The organism is Methyloligella halotolerans (genome assembly GCF_001708935.1).
GTDB lineage: Bacteria > Pseudomonadota > Alphaproteobacteria > Rhizobiales > Methyloligellaceae > Methyloligella > Methyloligella halotolerans.
On record NZ_MASI01000005.1, the window covers coordinates 185,971 to 211,893 of the forward strand.

Here is a 25,923-nt window from a genome sequence, read left to right on the forward strand (position 1 = left end):
TCGCTTTTGGCCCAGGACACGGTCCAAGACATGGCCCACACGCTCCCGCCTGAGGTCACCGAGGCCCACAGCCTCGCTGACCGCATGCCTGCGCTTCTGCTCGAGGCCCAGCGTGTCGCCCATACGGTGACCTACGGCACCCATGGCCGCCGCCGCGCGGGGCCGGGCGAGACGTTTTGGCAGTTCCGCTATTTCGACGAGAACGATTCCCTGTCGGGCATCGATTGGCGTCGCTCGGCCGGTTCCGATCATCTCTATGTCCGCGAGCGCGAATGGGAGGCCGCCCACACGGTCTGGCTCTGGACCGATCTCTCACCGTCCATGCAGTTCCGCTCCGCCCTGTCCGGAACCTACAAGGATAGTCGCGCGGCCGTTCTGGCCCTGGCCCTTTGCGAGCTTCTGATTCGCGCCGGCGAACGGGTCGGCTTCCTGGGGCACGCGCCCATGACCGGCCGCCATGCCACGCGGCGCCTCGCCGAGATCCTGGTGCGCGAATCCCAACGCGGCGGAAGCCTTCCGCCTGCGGCGCCTCTGAGCCGCTTCTCCGAATGCATCTTGTTGAGCGATTTCCTCGAGCCCGTCGCCGAAACGGCGAAAGCCGTCGAGACCATCGCGGCCCAGGGCGTGCGCGGCCATATGGTCCAGGTCTTCGACCCTGCCGAGGAGACCCTCCCCTATGAAGGCCGCACCGAATTCACCGACACCGAAGGCGGCGACCGCGTCATCGCCGGCCGCGCCGAGACCCTCCGCGATGCCTACGCGGTGCGCCTACGCGATCACCGTGACGGCTTGAACGAGCTTGCCCGCCGTCTCGGCTGGTCCCTCTTCCTGCATCACACCGACCGGCCCGCCGGCGAAGCGCTGCTCTCGATCCATAACCGGCTCGCGGGCCTTGAGCAGAGCTATCAATTCCGCCAGCCCACAGGCAGGGGCGAGCAGGCCTCATGATCACCCTTGGCTCCATCGGCATCCTGAGCCCCTGGGTTCTGCTGGGCCTCGCCACGCTGCCGGCGATCTGGTGGCTGCTGCGCCTGACGCCCCCCAGCCCCCAGCGCGTCAACTTCCCGCCGACCCGGCTTCTGAAAGACCTTCAGACCACCGAGGAGACTCCGGCCCATAGTCCTTGGTGGCTCACGCTCCTGCGCATGCTGCTTGCCGCGCTGATCGTGCTCGCCCTCTCCCAGCCGGTCCTCAACCCCGACACGGAGACCGCGGCCGGCGAAGGTCCGCTGCTGCTCGTGGTCGACAACGGATGGGCCAGCGCCAGCCATTGGGACGACCGCCGCGAGGCCATCACCGCGGCCCTCGACGAGGCTGCCCGCGAAGGCAAGCCCGTGGTGCTGGCGGCGACCGCGAAGGGATCGAGCTTGAGCGAGCCCACCGATGCCGGCCGCGCCCGCGAGCGCGCCACCGGCTTGGCTCCGAAGCCTTACGCCCCCGATCGCGCCGCCATGGCTGAAAAGCTGAAGAGCGAGCTCGGCGACCGGACCGACTACAGCGTGCTTTGGCTGACCGACGGTATCGACTACGGCGACAGCGAGGCTTTTGCCAAGACCCTGGCGGAGCTTGCAGGATCCACCGGTGCCCTGCGCATCCTCCGCCCGGGAAAGGACGACGCACCGCTTCTCCTCGGCCAGAGCACCGGCGATGCCACCGCTCTCGAGGCCAAGGTGACCAGCGCCTCGGACGGTCCCCGCTCCGGCACTGTTCAGGCCCTGACCGCTCGTGCCGAGCCCTTGGGCGAAGCGCCCTTCCGCATCGCGGAGGGAAAGCGGGAAGCCGACGTCCAGTTCGATCTCCCCCTTGAGATCCGTAACCAGATTTCGCGCCTGCAGATCCGCGGCGAAAACTCCGCCGGCGCGGTGCAGCTTCTCGACGGCCGCTCTCAATGGCATCGGGTCGGCATCATCTCCGGCGAATCCCGCGAGGCGGCCCAGCCGCTTCTCTCGCCGCTCTATTACGTCCAGCGCGCACTTTCGCCCTATGCGGACGTGGTCACGCCGCGCGAGGCCAATGTCGCCCTCGCGGTGAAGGAGCTGGAGGACCAGCACGTCTCCACCATGGTGCTGGCCGATATCGGCAAGCTGCTGCCGGCGACCCAGGAGGATCTGGAGGAGTGGCTGAACGCGGGCGGCGTTCTGATCCGCTTCGCCGGCCCACGCATGGAGCAAGGCGGCGACGAGTTGCTCCCCGTGGTGCTGCGCCGGGGCGGCCGTTCGCTCGGCGGCTCCATGTCGTGGAGCGATCCCCAGCCATTGGCCGCCTTTGACGACGAGAGTCCCTTTCGCGGTCTCGACATTCCCGACGATGTGGATGTGAAGCGTCAGGTCCTCGCCGATCCGACAGTCGCGACGGACTCCCAGGTCTGGGCGCGCCTCGCTGACGGCACCCCCCTCGTGACCGCCGCACGCAAGGGCGACGGATGGGTCGTGCTCTTCCACATCACGGCAAACTCGGACTGGTCGAACCTCCCCCTCTCCGGCCTGTTCGTTCAGATGCTCCGCCGCATCGTCGCCCTCGCCCCGACGAAGATCGACACCGGCGATGCCGGCAAGGCGACGACCGTGGCCGCCGGCGCCGAAGACGATGCCGCGGCCATCAACCAGACGGCGCTCGCCCCCGTACAGACGCTCGACGGATTCGGTCAGCTCCTTCCTGCGCCGCCGGAAGCCGCGCCCATCCCGGCCAAAGAGATCGATACGATCACTCCCTCGCCCGAGCATCCCCCGGGCTTCTATGGCCGCGACCGCGCGACCCGCGCCCTCAATATCGGACGGCCCGGCGCCAGCCTCGTGCCTCTGGGCGATCTCAGCGACGCGGCGGGCCAGGCAGCCAGCATCGGCGGCTACACTCTTCGCCCGCCCATGGCCCTGGCGAAGTGGCTTTACCTCGCGGCTCTCGCGCTCTTCATCGTCGATATCTTCGCCATGCTGGTCTTGAGCGGTGGCATGCGCTGGCGCGGCCGGCTGGGTGGATCGTCAGGTCGGCGTGCCGGACGGGGCGTCGCCGGCACCGCGGCGATCCTCCTCGCTCTCGCGACGGTCATCGGCGGGGGTAGCGATGCCCACGCCCAGCAGCAATTCCTCCAATCACCGCCTTCGGGCAACCTTCCGGCGCAGGACGAAGCCTCCAGCCAGATCACCGCAGACGACGTCTCTCCCGAGGAGATGTTCGGTCTCGACTCCTCCCTCGTCACCCATCTCGCCTATGTCGAGACCGGCAACCCGCAGGTGGACGAGACCAGCCGCCAGGGGCTCGCAGGCCTCTCCCGCGTGCTCACCGCCCGCACCGCGCTTGAGCCCGCCGAGCCCGTCGGCATCGACATCGAGAAGGACGACCTCGCCTTCTTCCCCGTGCTCTATTGGCCCGTGGAGCAGGACGCAGCGCCCCTCTCCGATTCGACCCTCGCCAAGGTCGACGCCTACATGAAGCAGGGCGGCATGATCATCTTCGACACCAAGCAGGAGAATGCTGGCGGCAGCCTGCGCGGGTCCGCCCTGGAGCGGCTGATAGGCAAGCTCGACATTCCGCCCCTGGAGCCGGTTCCCGCCGAGCACGTGCTGACGAAGGCCTTCTATCTGATGGACAGCTTCCCCGGCCGCTGGGACGGCGGCACCCTATGGGTCGAAGCCGCACCGCAGACCGACGCCGAGCGCGCCGTGCGCTCCCAGACCGACGGCGTCAGCTCCCTCGTCATCAGCTCGAACGATTTCGCCTCCGCCTGGGCGCTGGACGATCAGAACCGCCCGCTCTACCCCGTCGTGCCCGGGGGCGAGGTGCAGCGGGAGATGGCCTTCCGCGCCGGCGTAAACATCGTGATGTATGCCCTGACCGGAAACTATAAGGCCGACCAGGTCCACGTCCCCGCACTCCTTGAACGGCTGGGGCAGTAGTCATGAACGGAATGAGCTGGTCGATCGAATTCCTCCCCCTCGTGTCCTGGCCGATCCTCGGCGGACTGGCCGCGATTGGCGCGTTGCTGCTTCTCCTCCTGCTCTGGCGCTCGCGGCGCGGCGCCCTACTTCGCGGAACCGCCTACGCATTATTGCTGCTGGCCTTGGCCAACCCGCACTTCAAGAAAGAGGAGCGCGAGCCCCTCAACGACGTGGTCGCGGTGGTGGTCGACGACAGCCAGAGCCAAGCCGTCGCGGGCCGCACGACCCGGACCGCCGAACTGCAGCAGGAGCTGGAAAAGCGCCTGCGCGAACTGCCCAATCTCGACCTGCGCGTGATCCATTCCTCGTCCGCCGCTGACAATCCCGACCGCGACGGCAGCTTTCTCTTTACGGATCTCGCCAAGGGTCTCGCAGACACCCCGCCGGAACGCCTGGCCGGGGTGGTCATGCTCACGGACGGCCAGGTCCACGACGTGCCTAAGACGGCCGCGGAGCTGAACATCGATGCGCCGATCCACGCCATCGTTCCCGGCAAGAAGAACGAGTTCGACCGGCGCCTGAAGCTGCTGGCCGCGCCCCGCTTCGGCCTCGTCGGCGAAAGCCAGACCGTGGAGCTGCAGGTCGAAGAGACCGGGGGCCGCCCCGCAAAGCCTATCGCCCTGACCATCAAGCGCCAGGGAGAGGATCCGCTGACCGAGACCGTGACGCCGGGCGAGAAGGTGTCGATCCCCGTCATGATCGATCATGCCGGCGCCAACATCGTTGAGATTGCCGCCGAAGTGGACCCGGAGGAGCTGACGGGCCTCAACAATCGCACCGTTCTCACCATCGAAGGCGTCCGCGAGAACCTGCGCGTTCTCCTCGTGTCCGGCGAACCTTATGCAGGCGAGCGCACCTGGCGGAACATGCTGAAATCCGACGCCTCCGTCGATCTCGTGCACTTCACCATTCTGCGTCCCCCCGAGAAGCAGGACGGCACGCCCATCAATCAGCTCTCCCTGATCGCCTTTCCGACAAGGGAGCTCTTCCAGGAGAAGCTGGAAGAGTTCGACCTCATCATCTTCGACCGCTATCAGCGCCGGGGCGTTCTCCCGCTCGCCTATCTCGACAACGTCTCTCGCTACGTGCTGCGGGGCGGCGCCGTTCTGGTCGCGGCCGGCGAGGATTACGCCTCGCCCCTGAGCCTGTTCCGCACGCCCCTGGCCTATGTTCTGCCTGCCGAGCCGACCGGTCGCGTCATCAACGAGCCGTTCAAGCCGAAGCCCACCGATCTCGGTGAGCGTCACCCCGTGACCCGCGACCTCCCGGGCGGCGGCGAGAAGCCGCGCTGGGGATCGTGGTTCCGCAACGTCGAGGCGACGCCAAACGATGCGGAAATCGTCATGGAGGGCGCCGAGGGCAATCCGCTCCTCGTCCTGGCCGAGCGTGGCGAAGGGCGTGTCGCCCTCCTCCTCTCCGATCAGGCCTGGCTTTGGGCTCGCGGTTACGAGGGCGGCGGTCCCTATACCGGCCTGCTCCGCCGTCTGGCCCATTGGCTCATGAAGGAGCCGGAGCTGGAGGAAGAGCAGCTGCACGCCTCCAGCCGCGGCCAGACCATCACCATCGAACGTCAGACCATCAAGGACGAGGTCGAACCCGTAAGCCTGTCCGGCCCGACGGGCGACACCCGGTCCGTAACCTTGAAGGAGAGCGAGCCTGGCGTCTGGCGTGCCCAGGTCAACGTCTCCGAGCAAGGCATCTACCAGGTCTCCGCCGGTGAGCTCGCCAGCGTCGTGACGGTCGGCAACGCCAATACCCGCGAACTCGCCGCCGTCACCGCCAGCGACGAAGCCCTCAAGCCCGTGCTCGACGAGACGGGCGGCGGCAGCTACTGGCTCGGTCGCAAGGACGGAGAAGCCGATGAGATGCCGCGCATCGTCATGCTCGGCTCCAGCAAGATGATGCATGGCGACGACTGGCTCGGGCTGCATCGCCGGGATGCCTATCGCGTGACGGGCGCAAGCCTCTATCCGCTCTTCAATGGCTATGTCGCGCTCGCCCTGCTGCTCGGCCTGATGGCGCTGGCCTGGTATCGCGAAGGCCGCTAGCTAGACGGCCTCCGAAAGCCACGAGCCGGGGACTGCCTCTCCGAGCACCATGCCTCCGGCCGCTGAAAGTGCGCCCTCGGCAAGCTCGCACGCCAGGAGACGGTGGGGGTCGACCGGCCCCGGGAGCACGATCTGACGACCGGCACCTGCACGAAGCCGAACCGCTCGTAATAGGGAAGATCGCCCACCAGGATCACCAGCCGGTAGCCTGCCGCCTTCGCCTTCTTCAGCCCCTCGCCCATAAGCGCCTTCCCGTAGCCCTTGCCGCCATGGCGCGGGTCCACCACCAGTGGCCCGAGGAGAAGCGCGCTGTTCTCGCCGCCGATGGTGATGGGCGTGAAGCGTATCCCGGCGATCAGCTCGTCATTCAGCCGGCCCGTCAGGCACAGGAACGGCACCGGTGGAACCCCCTCGCGGATGCGATAGGCGGTCCGCGCGAACCGGCCGGGGCCGAACGCATTTGCTGCGAGCCTGGAGAGCGCCGGCTCGTCGGCCGCCTGCTCAGGCGTAATGGTGAATTCGGTATTCGGCATCGTCGCAACCAATCATATGGAAAGAGCGGAAAGACTCCCGCCCGGCGACGTCTGCCTCATCGATTGTGATAGATTGGGATGAGCGCGCGTCAGCTGCGAGGAGCCGGGAAAGCGATAAATTTCGCCCGGTCTCGTCGTCGCGAAATGGATGCTGTATGAAGCGCGTGTCTCATGATGGCGGTGCCTTTATCACGCGGAACGAGATTGGTCTAGGGCCGTTTGCCTCATAGACGACAGACAGAAATTCTTTGTAACGCCATAATCGGGTACTGAGCGAATATCGTATATGAGTGTTTTGAGGGGGCGGATCTGAATGCGGCATTGCCGCCTCCATGCGGGGAAAATTTATGGCGACCACCAAACTGCTTGTTCTTTACCACAGCGCCTATGGGCACATAGAGACGTTGGCCTACGCCGTCGCCCACGGGGCGCGTGCCGTCGACGACATTCAGGTGACCATTAAGCGCGTGCCCGAGCTGATGCCGGAGGACCTCATGCAGGAGGCCGGCATGAAGGTGGAGCAGCCCGCCGAGATCGCGACGCCCGACGAGTTGGCGGATTACGACGGCATCGTCTTCGGCACGCCGACCAGGTTCGGCAATATGAGCTCTCAGATGCGCAACTTTCTCGACCAGACCGGTCCGCTCTGGGTGGAGGGTGCGCTCATCGGCAAGGTTGGCAGCGTCTTCACCTCCACCAGCACCGGCGGCGGCAACGAGACCACCATCACCTCGTTCCACTCCACCCTGCTCCACCACGGCATGGTCATCGTCGGCCTGCCCTTTTCCGCGCCCGATCTCGCCGATATCAGCGAGGTGCGCGGCGGCTCGCCTTACGGCGCCAGCACCATCGCGGCGCCGGACGGATCTCGGACACCGTCTCAGAAGGAGCTGAACCTGGCGAGCTTCCAGGGGCACCACGTCGCCAAGATCGCAAAGAAGCTGGCGGCGGATGAGGAAGGTGAGTTGGAGCTCGAGTAGCGTAGGAAGCGAAGACGATGGGCCTTCTGATCGACGGCGAGTGGCACGATAAGGGCTACGACACGGAGTCCAAGGGCGGCCAGTTCGAACGCGAGCCCACCACCTTGCGGAACTGGATCACGCCTGATGGGTCCGCGGGCCCAACCGGTGAAGACGGCTTCCCCGCCCAGCGCGGCCGCTATCATCTCTATGTGTCCTACGCCTGCCCCTGGGCCCATCGCGCCATCATCTTCCGCAAGCTCAAGGGCCTCGAAGACATCATCTCCATGGATGTCGTCCATCCGCATATGGGCAAGGACGGCTGGACCTTCGATGCGGATTTCGAGAGCGCCACGGGCGACCGCGTGAACGGCCTCTCCATGCTGCGCGAGGTCTATACCAAGGCGGTGCCGGACTTCACCGGCCGGGTCACCACCCCGGTGCTCTGGGACAAGGAGCGCGAGACCATCGTCAGCAACGAATCGTCCGAGATCATTCGTATGCTGAATTCCGCCTTCGACCAGCACGGCGCCGAGGGCCCGGACTTCTATCCCGATGAGCTTCAGGACGAGATCGATGCGATCAACGAGCCGATCTATCACAGGGTCAATAACGGGGTTTACCGAACCGGCTTCGCGAGCCGCCAAGGGCCTTACGAGAAAGCCTTCCGCTCCCTGTTCGACCTGCTGGATGGGCTAGAGGAGCGCCTGGGGAAGCAGCGCTATCTGGTCGGCGACACCCTGACCGAGGCGGACTGGCGCCTCTTCGTCACCCTCGTCCGCTTCGATGCCGTCTATTACGTTCACTTCAAATGCAATGAGCGGCTAATCGGCGAATATCCTAATCTTTCTAATTACTTGCGGGAACTCTATCAGGTTCCTGGCATCGCCGAGACGGTCCATCTCGACCATATCAAGCACCATTATTATACGAGCCATCCCTGGCTGAACCCGCAAGGCATCGTCCCCCTGGGGCCGAAGCTCGACTTCACGACGCCCCACGACCGCGACCGGTTCTAGCGGAGCAGTCTCACGTCCAGGACGCCATCACCGGCGCGCCGTCGAAAATCTCTCGTAACCGGTTCGCCGTCCCCCCATCGATGTCCGCAGGCAGAGCGTCGAGGGCGAAGAAGCCCGACTCCGCGATCTCGCGCGGCCGGTGATACTCGCCGTCCCGGGTCCAGTCCCGCACCAGGAAGACGGCGATGTGATCCCGCTTCACCGCGGCAAAATTCGTGAAGATGCCGTGCAGCGTCACCGGCCCCGTCAGGGTCACGCCCACCTCTTCGTGTACCTCTCGGGTCAGCGCGTCCTTGAAGCTTTCGCCCGCCTCCACGCCGCCGCCGGGGAAGCACCAGCCCGGCCGGTAGGTATGCTTGATGAGGAGCACACGATCATCCGCGTCGATCACTACGCCTTGTGCGCCAAGCGTCATGCCCCGCTGCACGCGCCAATAGCGCCGGAGCACCGCAAGCATGAGCTTGTTGCGGAGCCTGAAAAGTCTCGATCCGTCCAGCAGGCTTGCCTCCCCAGGTCTTAGCGCGGTACCAAAGTTTGGCTCGACCGCGCTCGCCCTATCATACCCTTCAGACCGAGCCCAACACTTGTTCAAGCTCGCCCATCTCTCCGATATTCATCTAAGCCCGATTCCCCACGCACGGCGCAGGGACCTGCTGAGTAAGCGCATCATCGGCTACGTGAACTGGCACCGCGGCCGCAAGCTGGTGCATCGCCGCGACGTTCTCGACATGCTCACCCGGGACATGCTGGGGCGGAAGCCCGACCATATCGCGGTCACCGGCGACCTCGTGAATCTCGGCCTCCCGGAGGAGTTCAAGCGCGCCGCCGAATGGCTGAAGGAGTTGGGACCGCCCGACGACGTCACGGCCATCCCCGGCAATCACGACGCCTATGTGCGCCTCAACCCGGAGCGCGGCACCGGCCTCTGGCAGCCCTACATGGAATCGAATCCCGCGGGCGAAGAACTCTTCCCGACGCCGCCCAAGGGCTTTCCCTTCGTCCGGCGCTACGGCGACATCGCCCTGATCGCCCTCTCATCGGCGATCCCGACCATGCCGTTTCTGGCCGCCGGCCGCATCGGATCGACCCAGCGCCGTTATCTGGCCGAAGCCCTGACCCAGATCGGTAAGCTCGATCTCTTCCGCATCGTGCTGATCCATCATCCGCCGGTCCCGGGCCTCGCGCCCTGGCGGCGGGCCCTGCGCGATCGGGACAAGATCAAGAAAATCCTCGTCGATTGCGGCGCCGAGCTCGTGCTTCACGGTCATAACCACGAAGGCTCGCTTGAGCGGCTGGAGACGGTTTCCGGCACCTGCTCCATCGTCGGCGTGCCGTCGGCATCAGAGGCCATGGAGAACGGGGACCCCGCCGCGGGATACAACGAATACTGCATCACCCGGCTGAACAGCGGCTGGCAATGCGAGATGGCGATCCGGGCGGCCTCGGCGGACGGCACGACCAAGGGGTCGAAAACCTGGGAATCGAAGACGGTGATCCTGCGCTAGAGCGCAAGCCCCGCTTAAGGGATGCTGAGCCAGACCGCGGCGAGCAGCCCGCCGGCACCGGCTAGGATGCCGATGACGAAGGCTGCGATCACGAGTCCGGCCCGCGAGCGGGGCTCTTCCGGCTCCTCCGAATACTCCGGCCGCACGATCGGCTCCAGCAGAGCCGCCTCCTGACGCTCCCGTCGCACGATCTCATGGGCGATGTATCGGGTGATGCGGTCGGCCATAGCAGACGCGCTCGGCGACGAGAACAATGTCCGCCGTCCCGCATCGCTGCTGCGCACCAGCAGATAGTCGCCCTCGCCTTCCGCCACCACGGCATAGGTGAACAGGTCGATCCAAAGCCGCGCGGGCTTGCTCGGCACCAACACCAGCGAGAACCGGTCGTCGGTCTGGGGGACTTGCGCGAATACGTCTTCCAGCTCGACCTTGAGGATCTCCAGGCGTGCGATTTCGCTGTCGCGCCAATCGGCGGATTCGCTGATGCGTTCCGCCTCCTCGACACGCGCCTGACCGATCGCCTGCCGCAAGGAGCGGCTGGCAGCCGGCCGTGCTATCGCCTTCACCTTTTCGTCCATTCCCCGTCAGGCCTTGAGCTTTGAGTGCGTCTCGGCAGGGCTCCGGCGAGCCCACGCCCCTCATATAGCACGGAAATTTGAACGCGCCGAGGGACCTTAAACCTTCGTTAAAACGGCCATTTCGGAGGATCGTTCGAGGGCGGCTTGCCCTCATCCGCAGACGGGCGCGGGGCCGGGGCGGATGACGACGGTCCATCCCGCTCCTCGTCGGGGCGCGAGAAGGTGATCTGCGGCTTCTCCGCCTCGGCCTTGCCGGTGCGCCGCCGCTGCACCGCGACTTTGGCGGCGAGCGCCCAGCGCTTCGGATGCTCGACCGCGCGGGAGACCGCAGCCGCGCCCTTCTCCATGCCGGCAATCTCGCCCTCATAGACCTCCGCCAGCGCATCCTTGAAGCTGGAGACACCCCGTGACGCCACGATATGGAAGCGTCGGACGGAGACCAGCCAGAGCGGGCTGACCAGGAGCGATATGGCGATCACCGAGATCGTCAACTGGTAGAGCGCCCCATCCATGATGCGGTTGGAAAGTCCGATGCTGGCGAGGACGAAGGAGAACTCGCCGACCTGCGCCATCACCAGCCCGGCCGGGAACGCCACCTCCCAGCGCTCTCCCGCGAGCCGCAGCAGCACCACGTTCAGGATGCTCTTGATGAGGATGACGCCGAGCACGAAGGAGAACACCAGGGCGAAATTCTCCATGATGTAGTTCATGTCCATCAGGAGCCCGATGGAGAGGAAGAAGATCACCATCAGCAGGCTCTGCACCGGCTCGGTGGCATGGATCGCCTCCGACCGCAGCGCCGTCTTGCCGACCACCAGCCCGGCGACGAACGCGCCGTAGACCGGCGAGAGGCCGATAACGCCGGTGATGGCCGCGCCCGTAAAGCAGGCGGTGAACATGGCAAGGGTCAGGAGATCGATCCGGCCCTGGATACGGTCGGCGAACGGGAACGGCACGCGGCCCGGCTTGGCCAGGGCCCAGATCAGAGCGAACAGCCCCCCGATGGCCAAGGCCAGGTAGAACAGAATGCCGTAGCCGACCCCCTCCGGCCCGCCGAGCGAGTTGGCGAACAGCAGGATTGGCACGATGGCGATGTCCTGGGCGATCAGCACGCCGACCGTGATGCGGCCCGTATCGGCGCGCAGCTCGCCGATCTCCTCCAGCATCTTGATGGCGAGCGCCGTCGAGGAGACTGCCACAGCGAAGCCGATCAGCAGCGACGCCTCGATGCTCCAACCGGCGATGCTGCCGAACAGGAAGGAAATGCCGAGACCCGCCACGATCTGCAGCGAGGCGACGATCACCGCCGGCTTCAGCACCGTCACGAAGGCGCGGATCGACAGCTCCATGCCGATGAGGAACATCAGCAGCAGCACGCCGAGCTCCGCCAGGAAGCGCACCGACTCTCCATGCGCTACGAGCCCGAACACCGTCGGCCCCAGCAGCATGCCCGCGATGATGTAGCCCACCACCGGCGGCTGGCGCAGGCGCACGAAGAGCAGCCCGAGCCCGACGGCTACGAGCGCCACCACGGCGATCTCAGTCAGATTTGTGAGATTCTCTTCCATTCCCCAGCCCTTTTGAGACCGGGACTCTAATGGAGAATCGCCTTTTTTGTGGCGGAAGAGTTGAAAATCCGCGCTGCGAACGGCGAACCGCTAGCTCGTCGACAGCACCACGCTGGACCTGGCGTCTTCGAACCACTTGTCGATGGCCGCGTCCACATTGTCCTTCACGCGCGACTTCCAGGTGTCGATGGTGACGTCGAGGGCCTTGTCGTTGGCCTCGATGAACTTGTCCCGGTTGAAGGCCTCGTTCGCCTCGTTGGAGAGATAGTCGACCACCGCGCCGATCGCGAGACCGATGGCGGCGCCGACGACCTGCCCGCCCATGGGCTGCACGAAGGTGCCCGCCACGGCACCGCCCTCAGCGAACGCGATGCGCGAGCCCAACGCCGTGGCGAAGCGGCTGGACAGCCCGGCGAAGCTTTGTGCGATGACCCGATTGAGCGCCGGCCCCAACGCCAGCGCGCCCATGGTGCCGCCCGCCGCCACGGCGCCCATCCCGACCACGCCTTCGAACGCCTTGTCCTGCATCAGATAGGTCGGCGCCTTCCATTTTTGGGCGTCCCAGTCGAGGCGGATATCCGTCATCTTCTGGGAAGGCGGGATCTCCTTCAGCTGCTCGGTATTGCGCGCCAGGAAGAGCTGCAGCCGCATGTCGCCGTTCGCGATCACCCGGCGATAGCTCTCATGCGCATCCCGCACGGCCTCTTCGACACCGGCGGAGATCGTCTCGTCACGGATCTCCGGCTTCAGCACCTGATCTGTATAGTTCTCCAGGAAATACTCCTGCACGTCCGCCTCGATCGCCTCGTTGAGACTCTCGTATTTGCCGGCTTCGAAGAACCGGGTCACCGCAGACGACACCGTCTCCTTCATGACCACGTAGGAGCGCTTCCATTCGAAGAACCAGTCGGCATAGGAGTTGACCGCCTGCTCCCGGTCGGCGAAGGCCTGATCGAAGGCGCGGTCGATATCGGCATGAGCCGCGGCCTTGATCCTTTCCCGCTCGTCGTCGAGCATCAACAGCGTCTCGTTGACGAACTCGTCGGTCTTGGACTTGCTTGCCACGAGCTTGTGCAGCGTCCCGTCCACATCCTTGTAGACGAGGTCGACGGCGTCGGCCGGGATGCTGGTGTCTGGGAAGAAGATATCCAGGATCGAGTTGTCCTGATGGACGGCCTGATTGTGCTCCTGGAAGCGCTGATAGCTCCGCCAGAACGTGACGCCGATGGACATCAGCCCGTAAGCCACCAGCATCAGCGAGAGCGCCACGGCGATGGGGCGCACGAAGGCCGCGACCGGGCTCTCCCTGACGATCACGATCTTGCCGCGCCGCTTCTTCCGCTTTAGCCGCGTCGGACGCCGCTTTGCCGGAACGACATCTTCGAGCTTCTCGGCGCGCGCGTTGTCATCCGCCTCGTTGTCCTGGACGACGAGGTCGGTGCTTTCGCCTTTCGGCAACTCGTTCAGCATGTCCGTCAGTCTGCGCAAGATCTCTCCAAGCACTCTAAGGTAAGGCGGTGACGGCGGCCCGACACAATCTCGCCTTATATAAACACTGGCCGCGCTATTTGTAAGAAATGCCGGGAAAACCCCGGAAAAGCAGGCTTCTAGCCTGACCACTGAGGGCGCGACGAACATCCCATAGCCCGTATCGGGAACTCCCCTCGGACCAGGTCGTTGCAAGCAGAGCGACGATGGAGGAGCCCGTGCTCGACGATTCCGACGTGGATACCCGCCAAGACCGGCAACCCGGCCGCGAATACAGGATGAGCCGCGAACCCGATTACGAGCCGCGCTATCCCGGCTCCGGCCGTCTCAAAGGCAAGCGCGTTCTTGTGACAGGCGGCGACAGCGGCATCGGCCGCGCCGTGAGCGTGCTCTTCGCCCGCGAAGGCGCCGACCTCGCGATCGTCTATCTGGAAGAGGATAAGGACGCCAAGACCACCTGCGAGATGGTCGAAGAGGAAGGCGGCCGCTGTCACCTGATCAAGGGCGATGTGGCGAGCAAGTCCTTCTGCGAAAAGGCCGTCAAGGAGACCGTCGACTGTCTCGGCGGCCTCGACATCCTGATCAACAACGCCGCCGAGCAGCATGTCGAGACGGAAGCCGAGGACATCAGCGAGGAGCAGCTGAAGCGCACCTTCGCCACCAACCTCTTCGGCTATTTCTTCATGGCCCAGGCCGCGCTGCCCCATCTGAAGAAGGGCGACTCCATCGTCAACACGACCTCGGTGACGGCCTATCGCGGCCAGGTGCTCCTGGTGGACTATTCGGCGACCAAGGGTGCCATCGTATCCTTCACCCGCGCCCTGTCCCAGCAGATCGCCGGCGACGGCATCCGCGTCAATGCCGTGGCGCCGGGCCCGATTTGGACGCCGCTCATCCCGGCGAGCTTCCCGGAGGAAAAGATCGAAAGTTTCGGCAAGCACGTGCCCCTGGGCCGCCCGGGCGAGCCAAATGAGGTCGCGCCCTGCTACCTCTTCCTCGCTTGCGAGGATTCCTCCTACATGACCGGACAGGTGATGCATCCCAATGGGGGAGAGATGGTCGGAAGCTGAGTTTCCGCTGTTCGACGCCTAGCGTCCTGCGTCTGCGAACGCCTTCGCCCAGTTCATGAAGCCTGCGCGATCCGTCCGGTACTGGGCGATCGTTTCGCCTTCGCCGATCTTGATGGAGATGCCGCCCGCCTTGTTGGCCGCGGCGAACGCGTATTCGTCGGTCACGTCGTCGCCAATCATGATAGGCACCCGCCCGGCGAACGGCGTCTCGGACATGAAGGCCTCCAGCGCGAGTCCCTTGTCCAGCCCCTCGACCTTCACCTCGAGCACCATCTTCCCGTCCATCACGTGAAAATCCGGCTTGCCCTCGATGGCTTTGTAGACCGCCTCGCGTGCGATCTCGCCGAGCTCGGGCTTCTGGCGGTAATGCAGCGCGACGGAACTCTCTTTGCGCTCCAGCTCCAATTCGCCGTGCTCATCCGCCAGCACCTGCAGCGCTTCGCCAACCTTGGTCATGGCATCGGCCTCGAAATCCCGGTGCACCATGCCTTCCGCATCGCGCCGCACCGCGCCGTGCTCCGCACCGGCCGGCAGGGTCAGCGGCGATAGGAAACCGTCCACCGTGGCAAGCGGACGGCCCGTGAGAATCGCCACCGCCCCGTTCAGCCGGGCGGAGAGACCGCGCAGGAGATCTAGCACCTCCGGTCCCACCTCGACGAGATGCGGCCGCGGAGCGATCTCGACCAGCGTGCCGTCGAAATCGATGAAAAAAGCGGCACTATCTGTCACGCTCGGTAAACTGTTTTCGGTTTTCCTGGACATCCTCAAGCTCGTTCGAAGTGGCACCGCCCGCAATTACAACGGGTTACAGGCGATGACGAAGACGGCATTCAAATGGTTTGGATTTTGCACGCCGTTTGCATGTCAGTTTGGTTCGGTGCCGTAACGCGATCGTGAAACTTTTAGGCGATAACGCCGTTAGAGAATTAGCGCCCTCCGGCGCGTCAGCTTCAGGTGGGGGTGATTCCTTGGACACGAATGCAACCAGCGTCAAGTTGGGTATGCCGGACAACCAGAAAGCACCCGCCAACACGGCCGGCGAAGACGAACCGGTCGGTGCGGCAGAGAAGGACAACAAGCGGCTTGTGGTCGTCTCGAACAGAGTCGCCAACCTTAATGCAAAGGCTCAAACGGGCGGCCTCGCCGTCGCCCTCGGCGATGCGCTGAGCGCTTCCCAGGGGCTGTGGTTCGGCTGGAGCGGGGAGACCTCCGTCGATGCCAAGGCCACCATGCCGAAGATCGAGACGAAGGGCGATCTCACCGTCGCGACCATCGATCTGACCCCGGAAGAAATGGAAGGCTATTATCTTGGCTACGCGAACCGCTGCCTGTGGCCGAGCCTCCACTACCGGCTCGATCTCGCCCTCTGCAACGAGGAGCATGCCAACATCTATTTCGAGGTGAACGCCCGCTTTGCCGAGAATCTGATGCCCATGCTCGAGCCGGGCGACATGATCTGGGTGCACGATTATCACCTCATCCCGCTGGCGGAGGAGCTCAAGCGCCGCGGATGCACGTCCCGCATCGGCTTCTTCCTGCACACGCCTTTCCCGTCCCCGGAAATCTTTGCCGCCGTGCCCCACCAGAAGCGGCTCGGCGATGCGCTGATGCGGTTCGACGTGGTCGGCTTCCAGACCCAGTCCGATCGCGAGAACTTTGCCCGCTACGTCTGCGGCTTCATGAACGGCGAGGAATTGGCCGGCGACCTTCTGACCGCGCAAGGGCAGACCACCAACGCCGCCGTGTTCCCCATCGGCATCGATGTCGGCGGCTTCGCCAATCTCGCCAAGCAGGGGGATGGGCTGCCTAGCCTCCTTCCCGAGGCGCCCGACGGCGATATGAAGACCATCATCGGCGTCGACCGGCTGGACTACACCAAAGGCCTGCCCGAGCGCCTGCGCGCCTTCGAGGCGCTGCTGGAGCAATATCCCCAGCATCGGCGCCATGTCCGCTTCGTGCAGATCGCACCGCCGACCCGCGAGACCTTGCCCGTCTATCAGGATATCCGCCGCGAGGTTGAGCGGCTGGTCGGCCAGATCAACGGCCGCTTCGGCGACCTCAACTGGCAGCCGGTGATCTATCTCCACCGGCCCTTCCCGCAGGATGTTCTCGCTCGGCTCTGCCGCGAGAGCGCGGTGGGCATGATCACGCCGCTGCGCGACGGCATGAACCTTGTCGCCAAGGAATATATCGCCGCCCAGCGCCCCGAGGATCCCGGCGTGCTGGTTCTGTCCCGCTTCGCCGGCGCAGCCGAGCAGCTCCGCGAGGCACTGCTCATCAACCCCCATGACGTCAACGAGATGGCGAGCACGTTGGATCGGGCTCTCACCATGCCCCGCCAGGAGCGCTGGGCACGCTACAACCGCCTACGTCAGCGGGTGGAGACCTACGACGTCACCAACTGGCGCGACAGCTTCATGCAGACTTTCGCCAGCTCCGACGACGATCCCGTCAACGTCTTCGCCAAAAACAAGCTGGGCGCCGCCTAGTTGCCCAACGGACGACCGAGAGTCCTCGCAGACTGATAAGTCTGTGCCTGAATCCATGCGCCTGACCGAATGCCAGCGCCCAATCTGATGTCTGCGCCGAAAGCTATGTCCGCAAATACCGCCGCGCCGCGTATCTACGCGCTGCCGGGCCCCATGGTCGCGTCCATCGCGCGCCAGCCTGAAGCAGCATCGTCTCATCTCAAACGAGCCGCCGAGATGGGTTTCGACTGGATTCTGCTCGGCCCTCTGACCGATCCCAAGAAAGACCGCGTCGCCGTCGAGGCCCTGGCCGGGGAAGCGAAAGCCAAGGGGCTCAAGATGATGCTCCGCCTGGCCCCCGACAGCACCGGAGACATGGCCGCTTGGAAAAAAACGGGCGCCGATGGCGTCGTGCTGTCCTCCGCCCGGACCCTTTCCGCCAAGGACTGGATCGCCAAGCTCTCGAAGCTCGACACTAGCGATCCGGATCTCCTCGTCGTCGCCGACAGCTTGGGGCGCACTCCGAAAGAACAGCGTGCCATCGCCGAATGCGGCATCGGATGGCTGCTGAACAGCTATGCGTGGTGGGATCTGCGCGAAGGCTGGTTCATCGACCAACAGCGCCAAATCGCGCCTCTCGCCCGCACCATCGCGACGCCCGAACCCTGGCCCGGTCCCCGGCTCATTCACCGGCTGATGCATCTCGATCCGGCAAGCATCGCCGAGATCTACGCCACTCAATACCGAATGGCGGCTACCGTCTCCTCGGGCATTCTGTGCCCCTTCGGTTTCGAGTTCGCAGCCACGGCCCCGCTCGACGACAAGGGCTACGGGCCTGCGGAGTGGGAGAAGGCGCGCGCCGCAGCGCGGTTCGATCTCGGCGACACGATTGGCGAGATCAATCGCCTGAAGGCCAAGACACCAGCCCTTCAGACCGATAGCCAATTGGAGCGTGCCTCGGCGCCTGACGCTGCGGTCGTGGCGCTCTCCAAATCCGCCTTCACCAAGGACGGCAGCCAGACCGTGGTGGCCCTCGCCAATATGAGTTCGGTGCAGGCGCCGCTCCCGCCCCATGCGGAGCTTGCCCGCGCGGCTCGGGCCAACGCGGACTTCAAGCTCATCGCACCGAAGGCTTCGAAAGGGCTGTTCGGCAGCCTGCCGCCTTACGATGGCGCTCTGCTCCTGGCCGAGACCAAGACCGGGAAGGCGGCTCCTCCAAAGGCATCGAAATTCGATCAGCGCCTCCAGGATCTGGCGAGCAACCGCGTGATCATCGAAGGCGTCACGCCGGAGGTCGATGGCGGTCGCTTCCCTATCAAGCGGGTCCTCGGCGACACGCTCCACATCGAAGCCGACATCTTCATGGACGGCCACGATGTGATCGATGCCTGCCTCTGCTATCGCCATATTGACGACGATGCCTGGCGCGAGACCCCCATGCGCTCCCTCGTCAACGACCGCTGGGAGGCCGAGGTCACCCTCGATCGCATCGGCCGCTATTTTTATTACGTCCAGGCTTGGAAGGACGCCTATCGGAGCTGGCGCACCGGCGTGATGAAGAAGCTGGAGGCCGAGCAGAAGGTCGCCGTCGACCTCGCCGTCGGCCTGCGTCTCATCGGCCGCTATATGGATTCCGCGACCAACGAGACGCGCGAAGCCATGCGGCAGCTGCTCACCGAGATGGAGACCCTCGGCGATAAGCAAATCCTCGCCGAACGCATGGTGAGCGAAGAGACCATGGCGCTGATGGACAGGGCTGTGCACCGCGAGAACCTCTCCCGCCATCCGATGGACTATCAGGTTTATGTGGACCGGCCCGTGGCTGCCAATGCCGCCTGGTATGAGCTGATGCCCCGGTCTCAATCCGGCGACGCGAAGCGCCACGGCACCTTCGCCGACGTCATCGATCGGCTTGGCTACGTTCGCGATCTCGGCTTCGATGTCCTCTACTTTCCGCCGATCCATCCGATCGCGCGAAGAACCGCAAGGGCAAGAACAACAGCCTCGAAGCCAAGCCCGGCGATCCCGGAAGCCCCTATGCCATCGGCTCGCCGGAAGGCGGACACGACGCGCTGCATCCGGAGCTCGGCAGCTTTGAGGATTTCGAGCGGCTCATACAGGCGGCACGCGCCTACGACCTGGAGATCGCCATCGACTTCGCCATCCAGTGCTCCCCGGACCATCCCTGGATCAAGCAGCACCCCGAATGGTTCGACTGGCGCCCTGACGGCACGATTCAATACGCGGAGAACCCGCCCAAGCGATACGAGGATATCGTCCCGCCCCACTTCTACGGCCAGGCCCTGCCCGGCCTCTGGCTCGAGTTGCGCGACGTCGTCCTGTTCTGGGCGAAGAAGGGCGTGCGCATCTTCCGGGTCGACAATCCGCATACGAAGCCGGTGCCGTTCTGGGAGTGGATGATCCAGGAGGTGCAGGATGTCTATCCCGACTGCGTCTTCCTGGCCGAGGCCTTCACCCGGCCGAAGATGATGAAGCGCCTCGCCAAGGTCGGCTTCACCCAGTCCTATTCCTACTTCACCTGGCGCGAGACCAAGCACGATCTCATCGAGTATCTGACCGAGCTGACCACCGAGGAATGCCGCGAATACATGCGGCCGAACTTTTTCGCCAACACGCCGGACATCAACCCGGTCTATCTGCAGGAGAATGGCCGTGCCGGCCATCAGGTGCGCCTGGCTCTAGCCGCCACATTGAGCCCGCTTTACGGCCTTTATAACGGCTACGAGATTTGCGAAGCCACACCCATGCCCGGCAAGGAAGAGTATCTCAATTCCGAGAAATACGAGCTGCGGGCCTGGGACTTCGACGCGCCGGACAATATCAAGGACGATATCCGCCTCATCAATCGGATCCGTCGGGACAACCCCGCCCTGTGGCAGTTTACCGACCTGACATTCCTCAACGCGTGGAACGACAATATTCTCTGCTTCTACAAATGCAGCGCTGCGAAGGACAATCTTGTGGTGGTCGCCGTCAACCTCGACGCGAAGGAGCCGCAAGGCGCATCCTTCGAGATTCCTTTATGGGAGTTCGGCCTGCCCGACGACGCGGCCATCGAAGCCGTCGATCTGGTCCATGACAGCCGCCAGACCTTCAACGGCAAGACCCAATCCCTCTGGCTCGACCCCGCCGACCGCCCCTACGCTATCTGGCGCCTGATCCCGCCCGGCAGCGCGCGAAATTGAACAATCTTCTTTCGGAAGCATTGGCTACCCCATGATCAATCGCGACGATCCGCTCTGGTACAAGGACGCCATCATCTATGAGTTGCACGTCAAAGCCTTCTTTGACTCCAACGATGATGGCATCGGCGATTTCGCCGGCCTGATCAAAAAGCTCGACTACATCGCCGATCTCGGCGTCACCGCGCTCTGGCTGCTGCCGTTCTACCCGTCGCCCTTGCGCGACGACGGCTACGACATCGCCGAGTACACCGCCATCAACCCGACCTACGGGCAGATGCGCGACTTCCGCCAGTTCGTCGCGGCGGCCCACGCCCGGGGCCTGCGCGTCATCACCGAGCTGGTGGTGAACCACACCTCCGACCAGCATCCCTGGTTCAAGCGGGCCCGCGAGGCCAAGCCCGGCTCCAAGGCGCGCGACTATTACGTCTGGAGCGACACGGACCAGAAATATCAGGATACCCGGATCATCTTCCTCGACACCGAGGTCTCGAACTGGACCTGGGATCCGGTCGCCCAGTCCTATTTCTGGCATCGCTTCTACTCTCACCAGCCCGACCTGAACTACGACAACCCGCGCGTCATGGTCGAAGTGCTGAAGGTGATGCGCTACTGGCTCGACATGGGGGTGGACGGCCTGCGTCTCGACGCCGTGCCCTATCTCATCGAGCGCGACGGCACCAACAACGAGAATCTGCCGGAGACCCACGAGCTGCTGAAGCGCTTCCGGGCCGATCTCGACGAGCACTACAATGACAGGATGTTGCTGGCCGAGGCCAATCAATGGCCGGAGGACACGCGTCCTTATTTCGGCGACGGCGACGAATGCCACATGGCGTTCCATTTCCCGCTGATGCCGCGCATCTACATGGGTCTGGCTCGCGAGGATCGCTATCCGATCACCGACATCATCAACCAGACGCCGAACATCCCGGACAATTGCCAGTGGGCGATCTTCCTGCGCAACCACGATGAGCTAACGCTGGAGATGGTCACAGATACCGAGCGCGACTATCTATGGCAGACCTACGCCACCGATCAGCGCGCCCGGCTCAATCTCGGCATCCGCCGCCGCCTCGCACCGCTTCTCGACAACGACCGCCGAAAGATCGAGCTCCTGAACGGCCTGCTGCTTTCCATGCCCGGAACGCCGGTGATCTACTACGGCGACGAACTCGGCATGGGCGACAACTTCTTCCTCGGCGACCGCGACGGCGTCCGCACGCCCATGCAGTGGTCGGCGGACCGCAACGGCGGTTTCTCCCGCGCCGATCCTCAGCGCCTGTTCCTGCCGCCGATTCAAGATCCGATCTACGGCTTCGAGTCCGTGAATGTGGAAGCGCAGGAGAAGGATCCCCATTCCCTGCTGAACTGGACCAAGCGCATGATCGCGGTCCGCAAGTCCCACACGGCATTCGGCCAGGGCAGCCTCACCTTCCTCTATCCGCGCAACCGCAAGGTGCTCGCGTACCTGCGCGAGTTCGACGGCGAGACGATCCTCTGCGTGTTCAACCTGTCCCGCTCCGCCCAGGCCGTCGAGCTGGACCTGTCCGACAAGAAGACCCTCATTCCAGTCGAGCTGACCGGCCGCTCCATCTTCCCGGCGATCGGTACCCTGCCCTATCTGCTGACCATGCCGGCCTACGGCTTCTACTGGTTTTCGCTCATGGAGCCGGCTGCGCTCGCCCTCGAGGAGCAGCCCGTCCAGCAGCCTCTGCCGGAGCTCGACACCCTCGTGCTGGGCCGCGGCTGGAATCTGGTGGAAAGCCAGTGGAGCGAGACCCGCGGCCGCGACCGCTTCATGCAGTCCTACCTGCCGGCCTACGTCTACAATCAGCGTTGGTTCGGCGACAAGGACAGCCGGATCGTCCACGCCGATCCCATCGTGCTCGGCGAGCTTCCCCGCGAAGGCCAGGAGAGCTTCCTTCTCTTGGCGCTCGATCTGGAGCTGTCCGACAACCAGCCTCAGCGCTATTTCCTGCCCCTCTCCCTGGAATGGGGCGAGGACAAGCTCCACAACGACAATCCGAGCCTTCCTTACGTGCTCTCCAAGGCGCGCCGCGGTCCCCGCGCTGGCGTCATCCAGGAGGCGGCGGTCACCAGCGACTTCCCGCGCATCCTGCTGGATGCCATGCGCGACGAGAGCTCCTTCGACACCGAGCGCGGCAAGATCCGCTTGGAAGGCAGCCGCTGGCTGAGCGAATTGGAACTCGATCCAGAAGAGCCCATCCGCCGCATGTCCGGCGAGCAGAGCAACACCTGCATGGTCGTCGGCCGCCAGGTCATGTTGAAGGTCTATCGCCATCTCCGCTCCGGTGTTCAGCCTGAGCTGGAGATGAGCCGCTATCTTTCGAAAGCCGACTTCCCCAACGCGCCCGCCCTGCTCGGCTGCATGGAACATGTCGACGAGGACGGCAACGAGACAGCCCTTGCCGCAGCGTTCGCCAACATCCCGAACCAGGGCGATGGCTGGACGGTCGTGGTCGATTCCCTCGATCGCGAGCTGGAGGATGCGACCTTCGCCGGTGAGAACCGTCCCGACGAGACGGGCGGCGTGCCTTACTCGCTCAAGCTCATCGAGACCGTCGGCCGCCGCACCGCGGAGCTGCATCGCACCCTCGCGGCCAACACGGAGGATCCCGCCTTCGCGCCCGAGCCGGTGACCGAGGAGGATCTTTCCCAGTGGGTCGATCGGATCCACACCCGCGCACATCACGTGTTCGAGCTTCTCACGCGGGTCGAGCACACGCTGGAGGAGCATTCCCGCGGCCCGGTGGATCAGCTCATCGGCATGCGCGAGGAGTTCATGGAGAAGCTGGCGAGGCTTATGCCGCGCGGCTCGCGCAGTCAGAAGATCCGGCTCCACGGCGACTACCATCTCGGCCAGGTCCTCGTTGCGAAAGACGACATCTTCATCGTCGATTTCGAAGGCGAGCCGGCCAAGAACCTCGAAGAACGCCGGATGAAAGCGCCGCCCGCGCGCGACATCGCCAGCATGCTGCGGTCGTTCGACTATGCCGCCAACATGGCCATCGACCGCCAGTGGCAGACCGGCGTCGCCCAGCTCGGCGAGATCGAAAGCCGGGCCCGCGCCTGGCGCGATGCCGCAAGCCGCACCTTCCTCGAGGCCTACACGAGCGTGCTCGTCGAGGCGGGCGATAGCGAGATGGACAACTCCGCCCAGGAGCTGCTGACTTTCTTCCTGGCCGATAAATTGCTTTACGAGATTACCTACGAGGCGTTGAACCGGCCCGCTTGGCTCTGGGTGCCGGCAAAGGCTGCCCTCGAGCTTGTCGAGGGGAACGGTGCGCCAGCCCCGAAGGAGGATTTGGATTGAGCATTGTAAACCGCACAGCCAACCTTTCCGCCGTGCCGGAGACCGACACGATCGAAGCCATCGTCCGTGGCACCCATGGCGATCCCTTCGCCGTGCTGGGGCTGCATGGCGGCGACGGGAAGCCGCTATCTTTGGGCGTGTTCGCACCCGAAGCCGATACGGTCGAGATCCTCGCCCCCACCGGATCCAAGCTGGGAAAGCTGGATAAGGTCCACCAATCGGGCTTCTTCCTCGGCGAGTTTCCCTCAGAGCGCCGCAAGCCCTACCGGCTTCGCATGACCAGGGGCGAGCATAGCTGGGAGGTCGAGGACCCCTATCGCTTCCCGCCGGTCATCTCCGACATGGATCTCGAACTGATCGCCAACGGCGATCATCTCAAGCTCTATGAGGTGATGGGGGCGCAGCCTTTAACCGTCGAAGGCGTGCAGGGCGTGAACTTCTCCGTCTGGGCGCCGAGTGCCCAGCGCGTCAGCGTCATCGGCCCATTCAACGGCTGGGACGGTCGCCGCCACCCGATGCGTCTGCGCCACCGGGCGGGGGTCTGGGAGATCTTCATCCCGCACTTGCAGAAGGGCGAACTCTACAAGTTCGAGATCATCGGGCCCCACGGAAACATGCAGCCCGAGAAGGCCGACCCCCTGGCCTTCCAGCAGGAGCATCCGCCAGCGACGGCCTCCATCGTCCATGGCCCGTCCGGACGGCTCGGCCACGCTAAGGGCTGGCCGGAGCAGCGCGCCGCCATCAATGCCCACGACGCGCCGATCTCCATCTACGAGATGCATCTCGGCTCCTGGATGCGCGGACCCGACAACCAGTTCCTCAACTACGACGAGATCGCCGACCGGCTGATCCCCTATGTCCAGGATATGGGCTTCACCCATATCGAGCTCATGCCGGTCTCGGAGTTTCCGTTCGACGGCTCCTGGGGCTACCAGCCCATCGGCCTCTATGCGCCCACCTCCCGCTTCGGCACGCCGGAGCAGTTCACCCGCTTCGTCCGCCGGCTTCACGAGGCTGGCATCGGGGTGATCGTCGACTGGGTTGCTGCCCACTTCCCGTCCGACGTGCACGGCCTGGCCCGCTTCGACGGGACGGCGCTTTACGAGCACGAGGACCCGCGCCGCGGCTTCCACTACGACTGGAACACCCTGATCTACAATTTCGGGCGCAAGGAGGTGATGAACTTCCTGATCGCGAACGCCCTCTATTGGCTGGATCATTTCGACATCGACGGCCTGCGCGCCGACGCCGTCGCCTCGATGCTCTATCTCGATTACAGCCGTGACGAATGGCTGCCCAACGAGCATGGCGGCAACGAGAACCTCGAGGCGATCCACTTCCTGAAGCGCCTCAACGAGATCGTCTACAACGCCTTCCCAGGTATCGCGACCATCGCCGAAGAGTCGACCGCGTGGCCCGGCGTTTCCCGGCCGACCTATGAGGGCGGTCTCGGCTTCGGCTACAAGTGGAATATGGGCTGGATGCACGACACGCTGAACTACATCAGCGAAGATCCGATCCATCGCCGCTATCACCACGACAAGATGACGTTCGGCCTGGTCTACGGCTTCTCGGAGAACTTCATTCTTCCGCTGAGCCACGACGAAGTGGTCCACGGCAAAGGCTCGATGATCGGCAAGATGCCGGGCGACCACTGGCAGCGCTTCGCAAATCTTCGCGCCTATTACGGCTTCATGTGGGGACACCCCGGCAAGAAGCTCCTGTTCATGGGTGGCGAGTTCGCCCAGGAACGCGAGTGGAACCATGACCACGCTCTTGACTGGCATCATCTGGAAGACCGTTATCACCGCGGCGTGCAGAGCCTGATCCGCGATCTGAACACGGTTTATCGGGGGTCTCCGTCCCTCTACGAGAAGGACACCGACCCGGCCGGTTTCGAGTGGGTCAACTCCACCGACAGCGCCAACAGCGTCATCTCGTTCCTTCGCCGCACCGAAGGGAAACCGCCTATGCTGGTGGTCTGCAACTTCACGCCCGTCGTGCGGAACGATTATCGCGTCTGGGTGCCGAAACCGGGAACCTGGCTGGAGCGTATTAATACCGATGCCACGGAATACGGCGGAAGCGGCGTCGGGAATGCCGGCGCCGTGCAAGCCGAAGCTATCCCCTGCGACGGCCACCCCTACTCCGTGAGCCTCACCCTGCCGCCGCTTGCCACGCTCTTCCTCGAGCTTCAGGAGTAACCACGCGA

At 64.5% G+C, this 25,923-nt stretch carries 18 protein-coding genes; 12 read left to right on the forward strand and 6 right to left on the reverse strand.

Features of this window, described 5'->3' with window-relative positions; genetic code table 11:
- Nucleotides 1-6: 6 nt before the first annotated feature.
- The 3 genes from A7A08_RS10800 to A7A08_RS10810 are packed head-to-tail and all read left to right on the forward strand — an operon-like array spanning nucleotide 7 to nucleotide 5,983.
- Nucleotides 7-948, forward strand: coding sequence for a DUF58 domain-containing protein (locus A7A08_RS10800; RefSeq protein WP_245290890.1), 942 nt, complete (start codon nucleotides 7-9; stop codon nucleotides 946-948).
- Nucleotides 945-3,893: a DUF4159 domain-containing protein gene (locus A7A08_RS10805; protein ID WP_069095483.1), complete on the forward strand. Its 2,949-nt coding sequence runs from the start codon at nucleotides 945-947 to the stop codon at nucleotides 3,891-3,893. Before A7A08_RS10800 ends, A7A08_RS10805 begins: the two co-directional genes overlap by 4 nt.
- A 2-nt stretch (nucleotides 3,894-3,895) precedes the next feature.
- Entirely contained in the window at nucleotides 3,896-5,983 is a 2,088-nt protein-coding gene (locus tag A7A08_RS10810; RefSeq protein ID WP_342586663.1) for a hypothetical protein, read from the forward strand.
- On the opposite strand, the gene A7A08_RS10815 is transcribed toward A7A08_RS10810, so the two are convergent.
- Complete coding sequence (locus tag A7A08_RS10815) at nucleotides 5,980-6,516, reverse strand: GNAT family N-acetyltransferase (protein WP_342586664.1); 537 nt, start codon at nucleotides 6,514-6,516, stop codon at nucleotides 5,980-5,982. The two genes, A7A08_RS10810 and A7A08_RS10815, sit on opposite strands and share 4 nt — an antisense overlap.
- Nucleotides 6,517-6,863: 347 nt before the next feature.
- On the opposite strand from A7A08_RS10815, the gene wrbA reads away from it, so the two are divergent.
- Together wrbA and A7A08_RS10825 are read left to right on the forward strand one after the other, a co-directional pair.
- Nucleotides 6,864-7,496 carry an NAD(P)H:quinone oxidoreductase gene (wrbA, locus tag A7A08_RS10820; protein WP_069095484.1) on the forward strand — a complete coding sequence of 211 codons (633 nt, stop codon included), beginning with the start codon at nucleotides 6,864-6,866 and terminating at the stop codon, nucleotides 7,494-7,496.
- A gap of 17 nt (nucleotides 7,497-7,513) precedes the next feature.
- Nucleotides 7,514-8,494, forward strand: a complete 981-nt coding sequence (locus A7A08_RS10825; RefSeq protein ID WP_069095485.1) for a glutathione S-transferase family protein — start codon at nucleotides 7,514-7,516, stop codon at nucleotides 8,492-8,494.
- 10 nt (nucleotides 8,495-8,504) lie between these two features.
- On the opposite strand, the gene A7A08_RS10830 is transcribed toward A7A08_RS10825, so the two are convergent.
- Nucleotides 8,505-8,951 (reverse strand): NUDIX domain-containing protein, encoded by a 447-nt coding sequence (locus A7A08_RS10830; protein ID WP_069095486.1) that lies wholly within the window; start codon nucleotides 8,949-8,951, stop codon nucleotides 8,505-8,507.
- Nucleotides 8,952-9,078: 127 nt separating this feature from the next.
- Here A7A08_RS10830 and A7A08_RS10835 point away from each other — a divergent pair, with 127 nt between their 5' ends.
- Nucleotides 9,079-9,999: a metallophosphoesterase family protein gene (locus A7A08_RS10835; protein ID WP_069095487.1), complete on the forward strand. Its 921-nt coding sequence runs from the start codon at nucleotides 9,079-9,081 to the stop codon at nucleotides 9,997-9,999.
- Nucleotides 10,000-10,013: 14 nt separating this feature from the next.
- Here A7A08_RS10835 and A7A08_RS10840 read toward each other — a convergent pair whose 3' ends face one another.
- The 3 genes from A7A08_RS10840 to A7A08_RS10850 form a co-directional block, all read right to left on the reverse strand.
- Nucleotides 10,014-10,577 (reverse strand): hypothetical protein, encoded by a 564-nt coding sequence (locus A7A08_RS10840; protein WP_069095488.1) that lies wholly within the window; start codon nucleotides 10,575-10,577, stop codon nucleotides 10,014-10,016.
- A gap of 107 nt (nucleotides 10,578-10,684) precedes the next feature.
- Nucleotides 10,685-12,145 (reverse strand): cation:proton antiporter, encoded by a 1,461-nt coding sequence (locus A7A08_RS10845; RefSeq protein WP_069095489.1) that lies wholly within the window; start codon nucleotides 12,143-12,145, stop codon nucleotides 10,685-10,687.
- Nucleotides 12,146-12,235: 90 nt separating this feature from the next.
- Entirely contained in the window at nucleotides 12,236-13,633 is a 1,398-nt protein-coding gene (locus A7A08_RS10850; protein ID WP_141693954.1) for a hypothetical protein, read from the reverse strand.
- A gap of 206 nt (nucleotides 13,634-13,839) precedes the next feature.
- Here A7A08_RS10850 and A7A08_RS10855 point away from each other — a divergent pair, with 206 nt between their 5' ends.
- On the forward strand, nucleotides 13,840-14,703 hold the full coding sequence (locus A7A08_RS10855; RefSeq protein WP_069095491.1) for an SDR family oxidoreductase: 864 nt from the start codon (nucleotides 13,840-13,842) through the stop codon (nucleotides 14,701-14,703).
- An 18-nt stretch (nucleotides 14,704-14,721) separates the two neighbouring features.
- Here A7A08_RS10855 and otsB read toward each other — a convergent pair whose 3' ends face one another.
- On the reverse strand, nucleotides 14,722-15,432 hold the full coding sequence (gene otsB, locus A7A08_RS10860) for a trehalose-phosphatase (protein WP_169822996.1): 711 nt from the start codon (nucleotides 15,430-15,432) through the stop codon (nucleotides 14,722-14,724).
- A gap of 239 nt (nucleotides 15,433-15,671) precedes the next feature.
- Between otsB and A7A08_RS10865 the strand changes: the two genes are divergently transcribed.
- From A7A08_RS10865 to glgB, 5 genes are all read left to right on the forward strand, one after another.
- Nucleotides 15,672-17,192 carry an alpha,alpha-trehalose-phosphate synthase (UDP-forming) gene (locus A7A08_RS10865; RefSeq protein WP_245290891.1) on the forward strand — a complete coding sequence of 507 codons (1,521 nt, stop codon included), beginning with the start codon at nucleotides 15,672-15,674 and terminating at the stop codon, nucleotides 17,190-17,192.
- Nucleotides 17,193-17,297: 105 nt separating this feature from the next.
- The gene (locus A7A08_RS16900; RefSeq protein WP_245290892.1) at nucleotides 17,298-19,592 is read left to right on the forward strand and encodes a maltotransferase domain-containing protein; all 2,295 of its coding nucleotides are present in this window, start codon (nucleotides 17,298-17,300) and stop codon (nucleotides 19,590-19,592) included.
- Entirely contained in the window at nucleotides 19,496-20,377 is an 882-nt protein-coding gene (locus A7A08_RS16905) for an alpha-amylase family protein (protein WP_245290893.1), read from the forward strand. The genes A7A08_RS16900 and A7A08_RS16905 overlap by 97 nt, the downstream gene beginning before the upstream one ends.
- Before the next feature lie 31 nt (nucleotides 20,378-20,408).
- Complete coding sequence (gene treS, locus A7A08_RS10875) at nucleotides 20,409-23,711, forward strand: maltose alpha-D-glucosyltransferase (protein WP_069095493.1); 3,303 nt, start codon at nucleotides 20,409-20,411, stop codon at nucleotides 23,709-23,711.
- The gene (gene glgB / locus A7A08_RS10880) at nucleotides 23,708-25,915 is read left to right on the forward strand and encodes a 1,4-alpha-glucan branching protein GlgB (RefSeq protein ID WP_069095494.1); all 2,208 of its coding nucleotides are present in this window, start codon (nucleotides 23,708-23,710) and stop codon (nucleotides 25,913-25,915) included. The genes treS and glgB overlap by 4 nt, the downstream gene beginning before the upstream one ends.
- The last annotated feature ends 8 nt before the right edge of the window (nucleotides 25,916-25,923 follow it).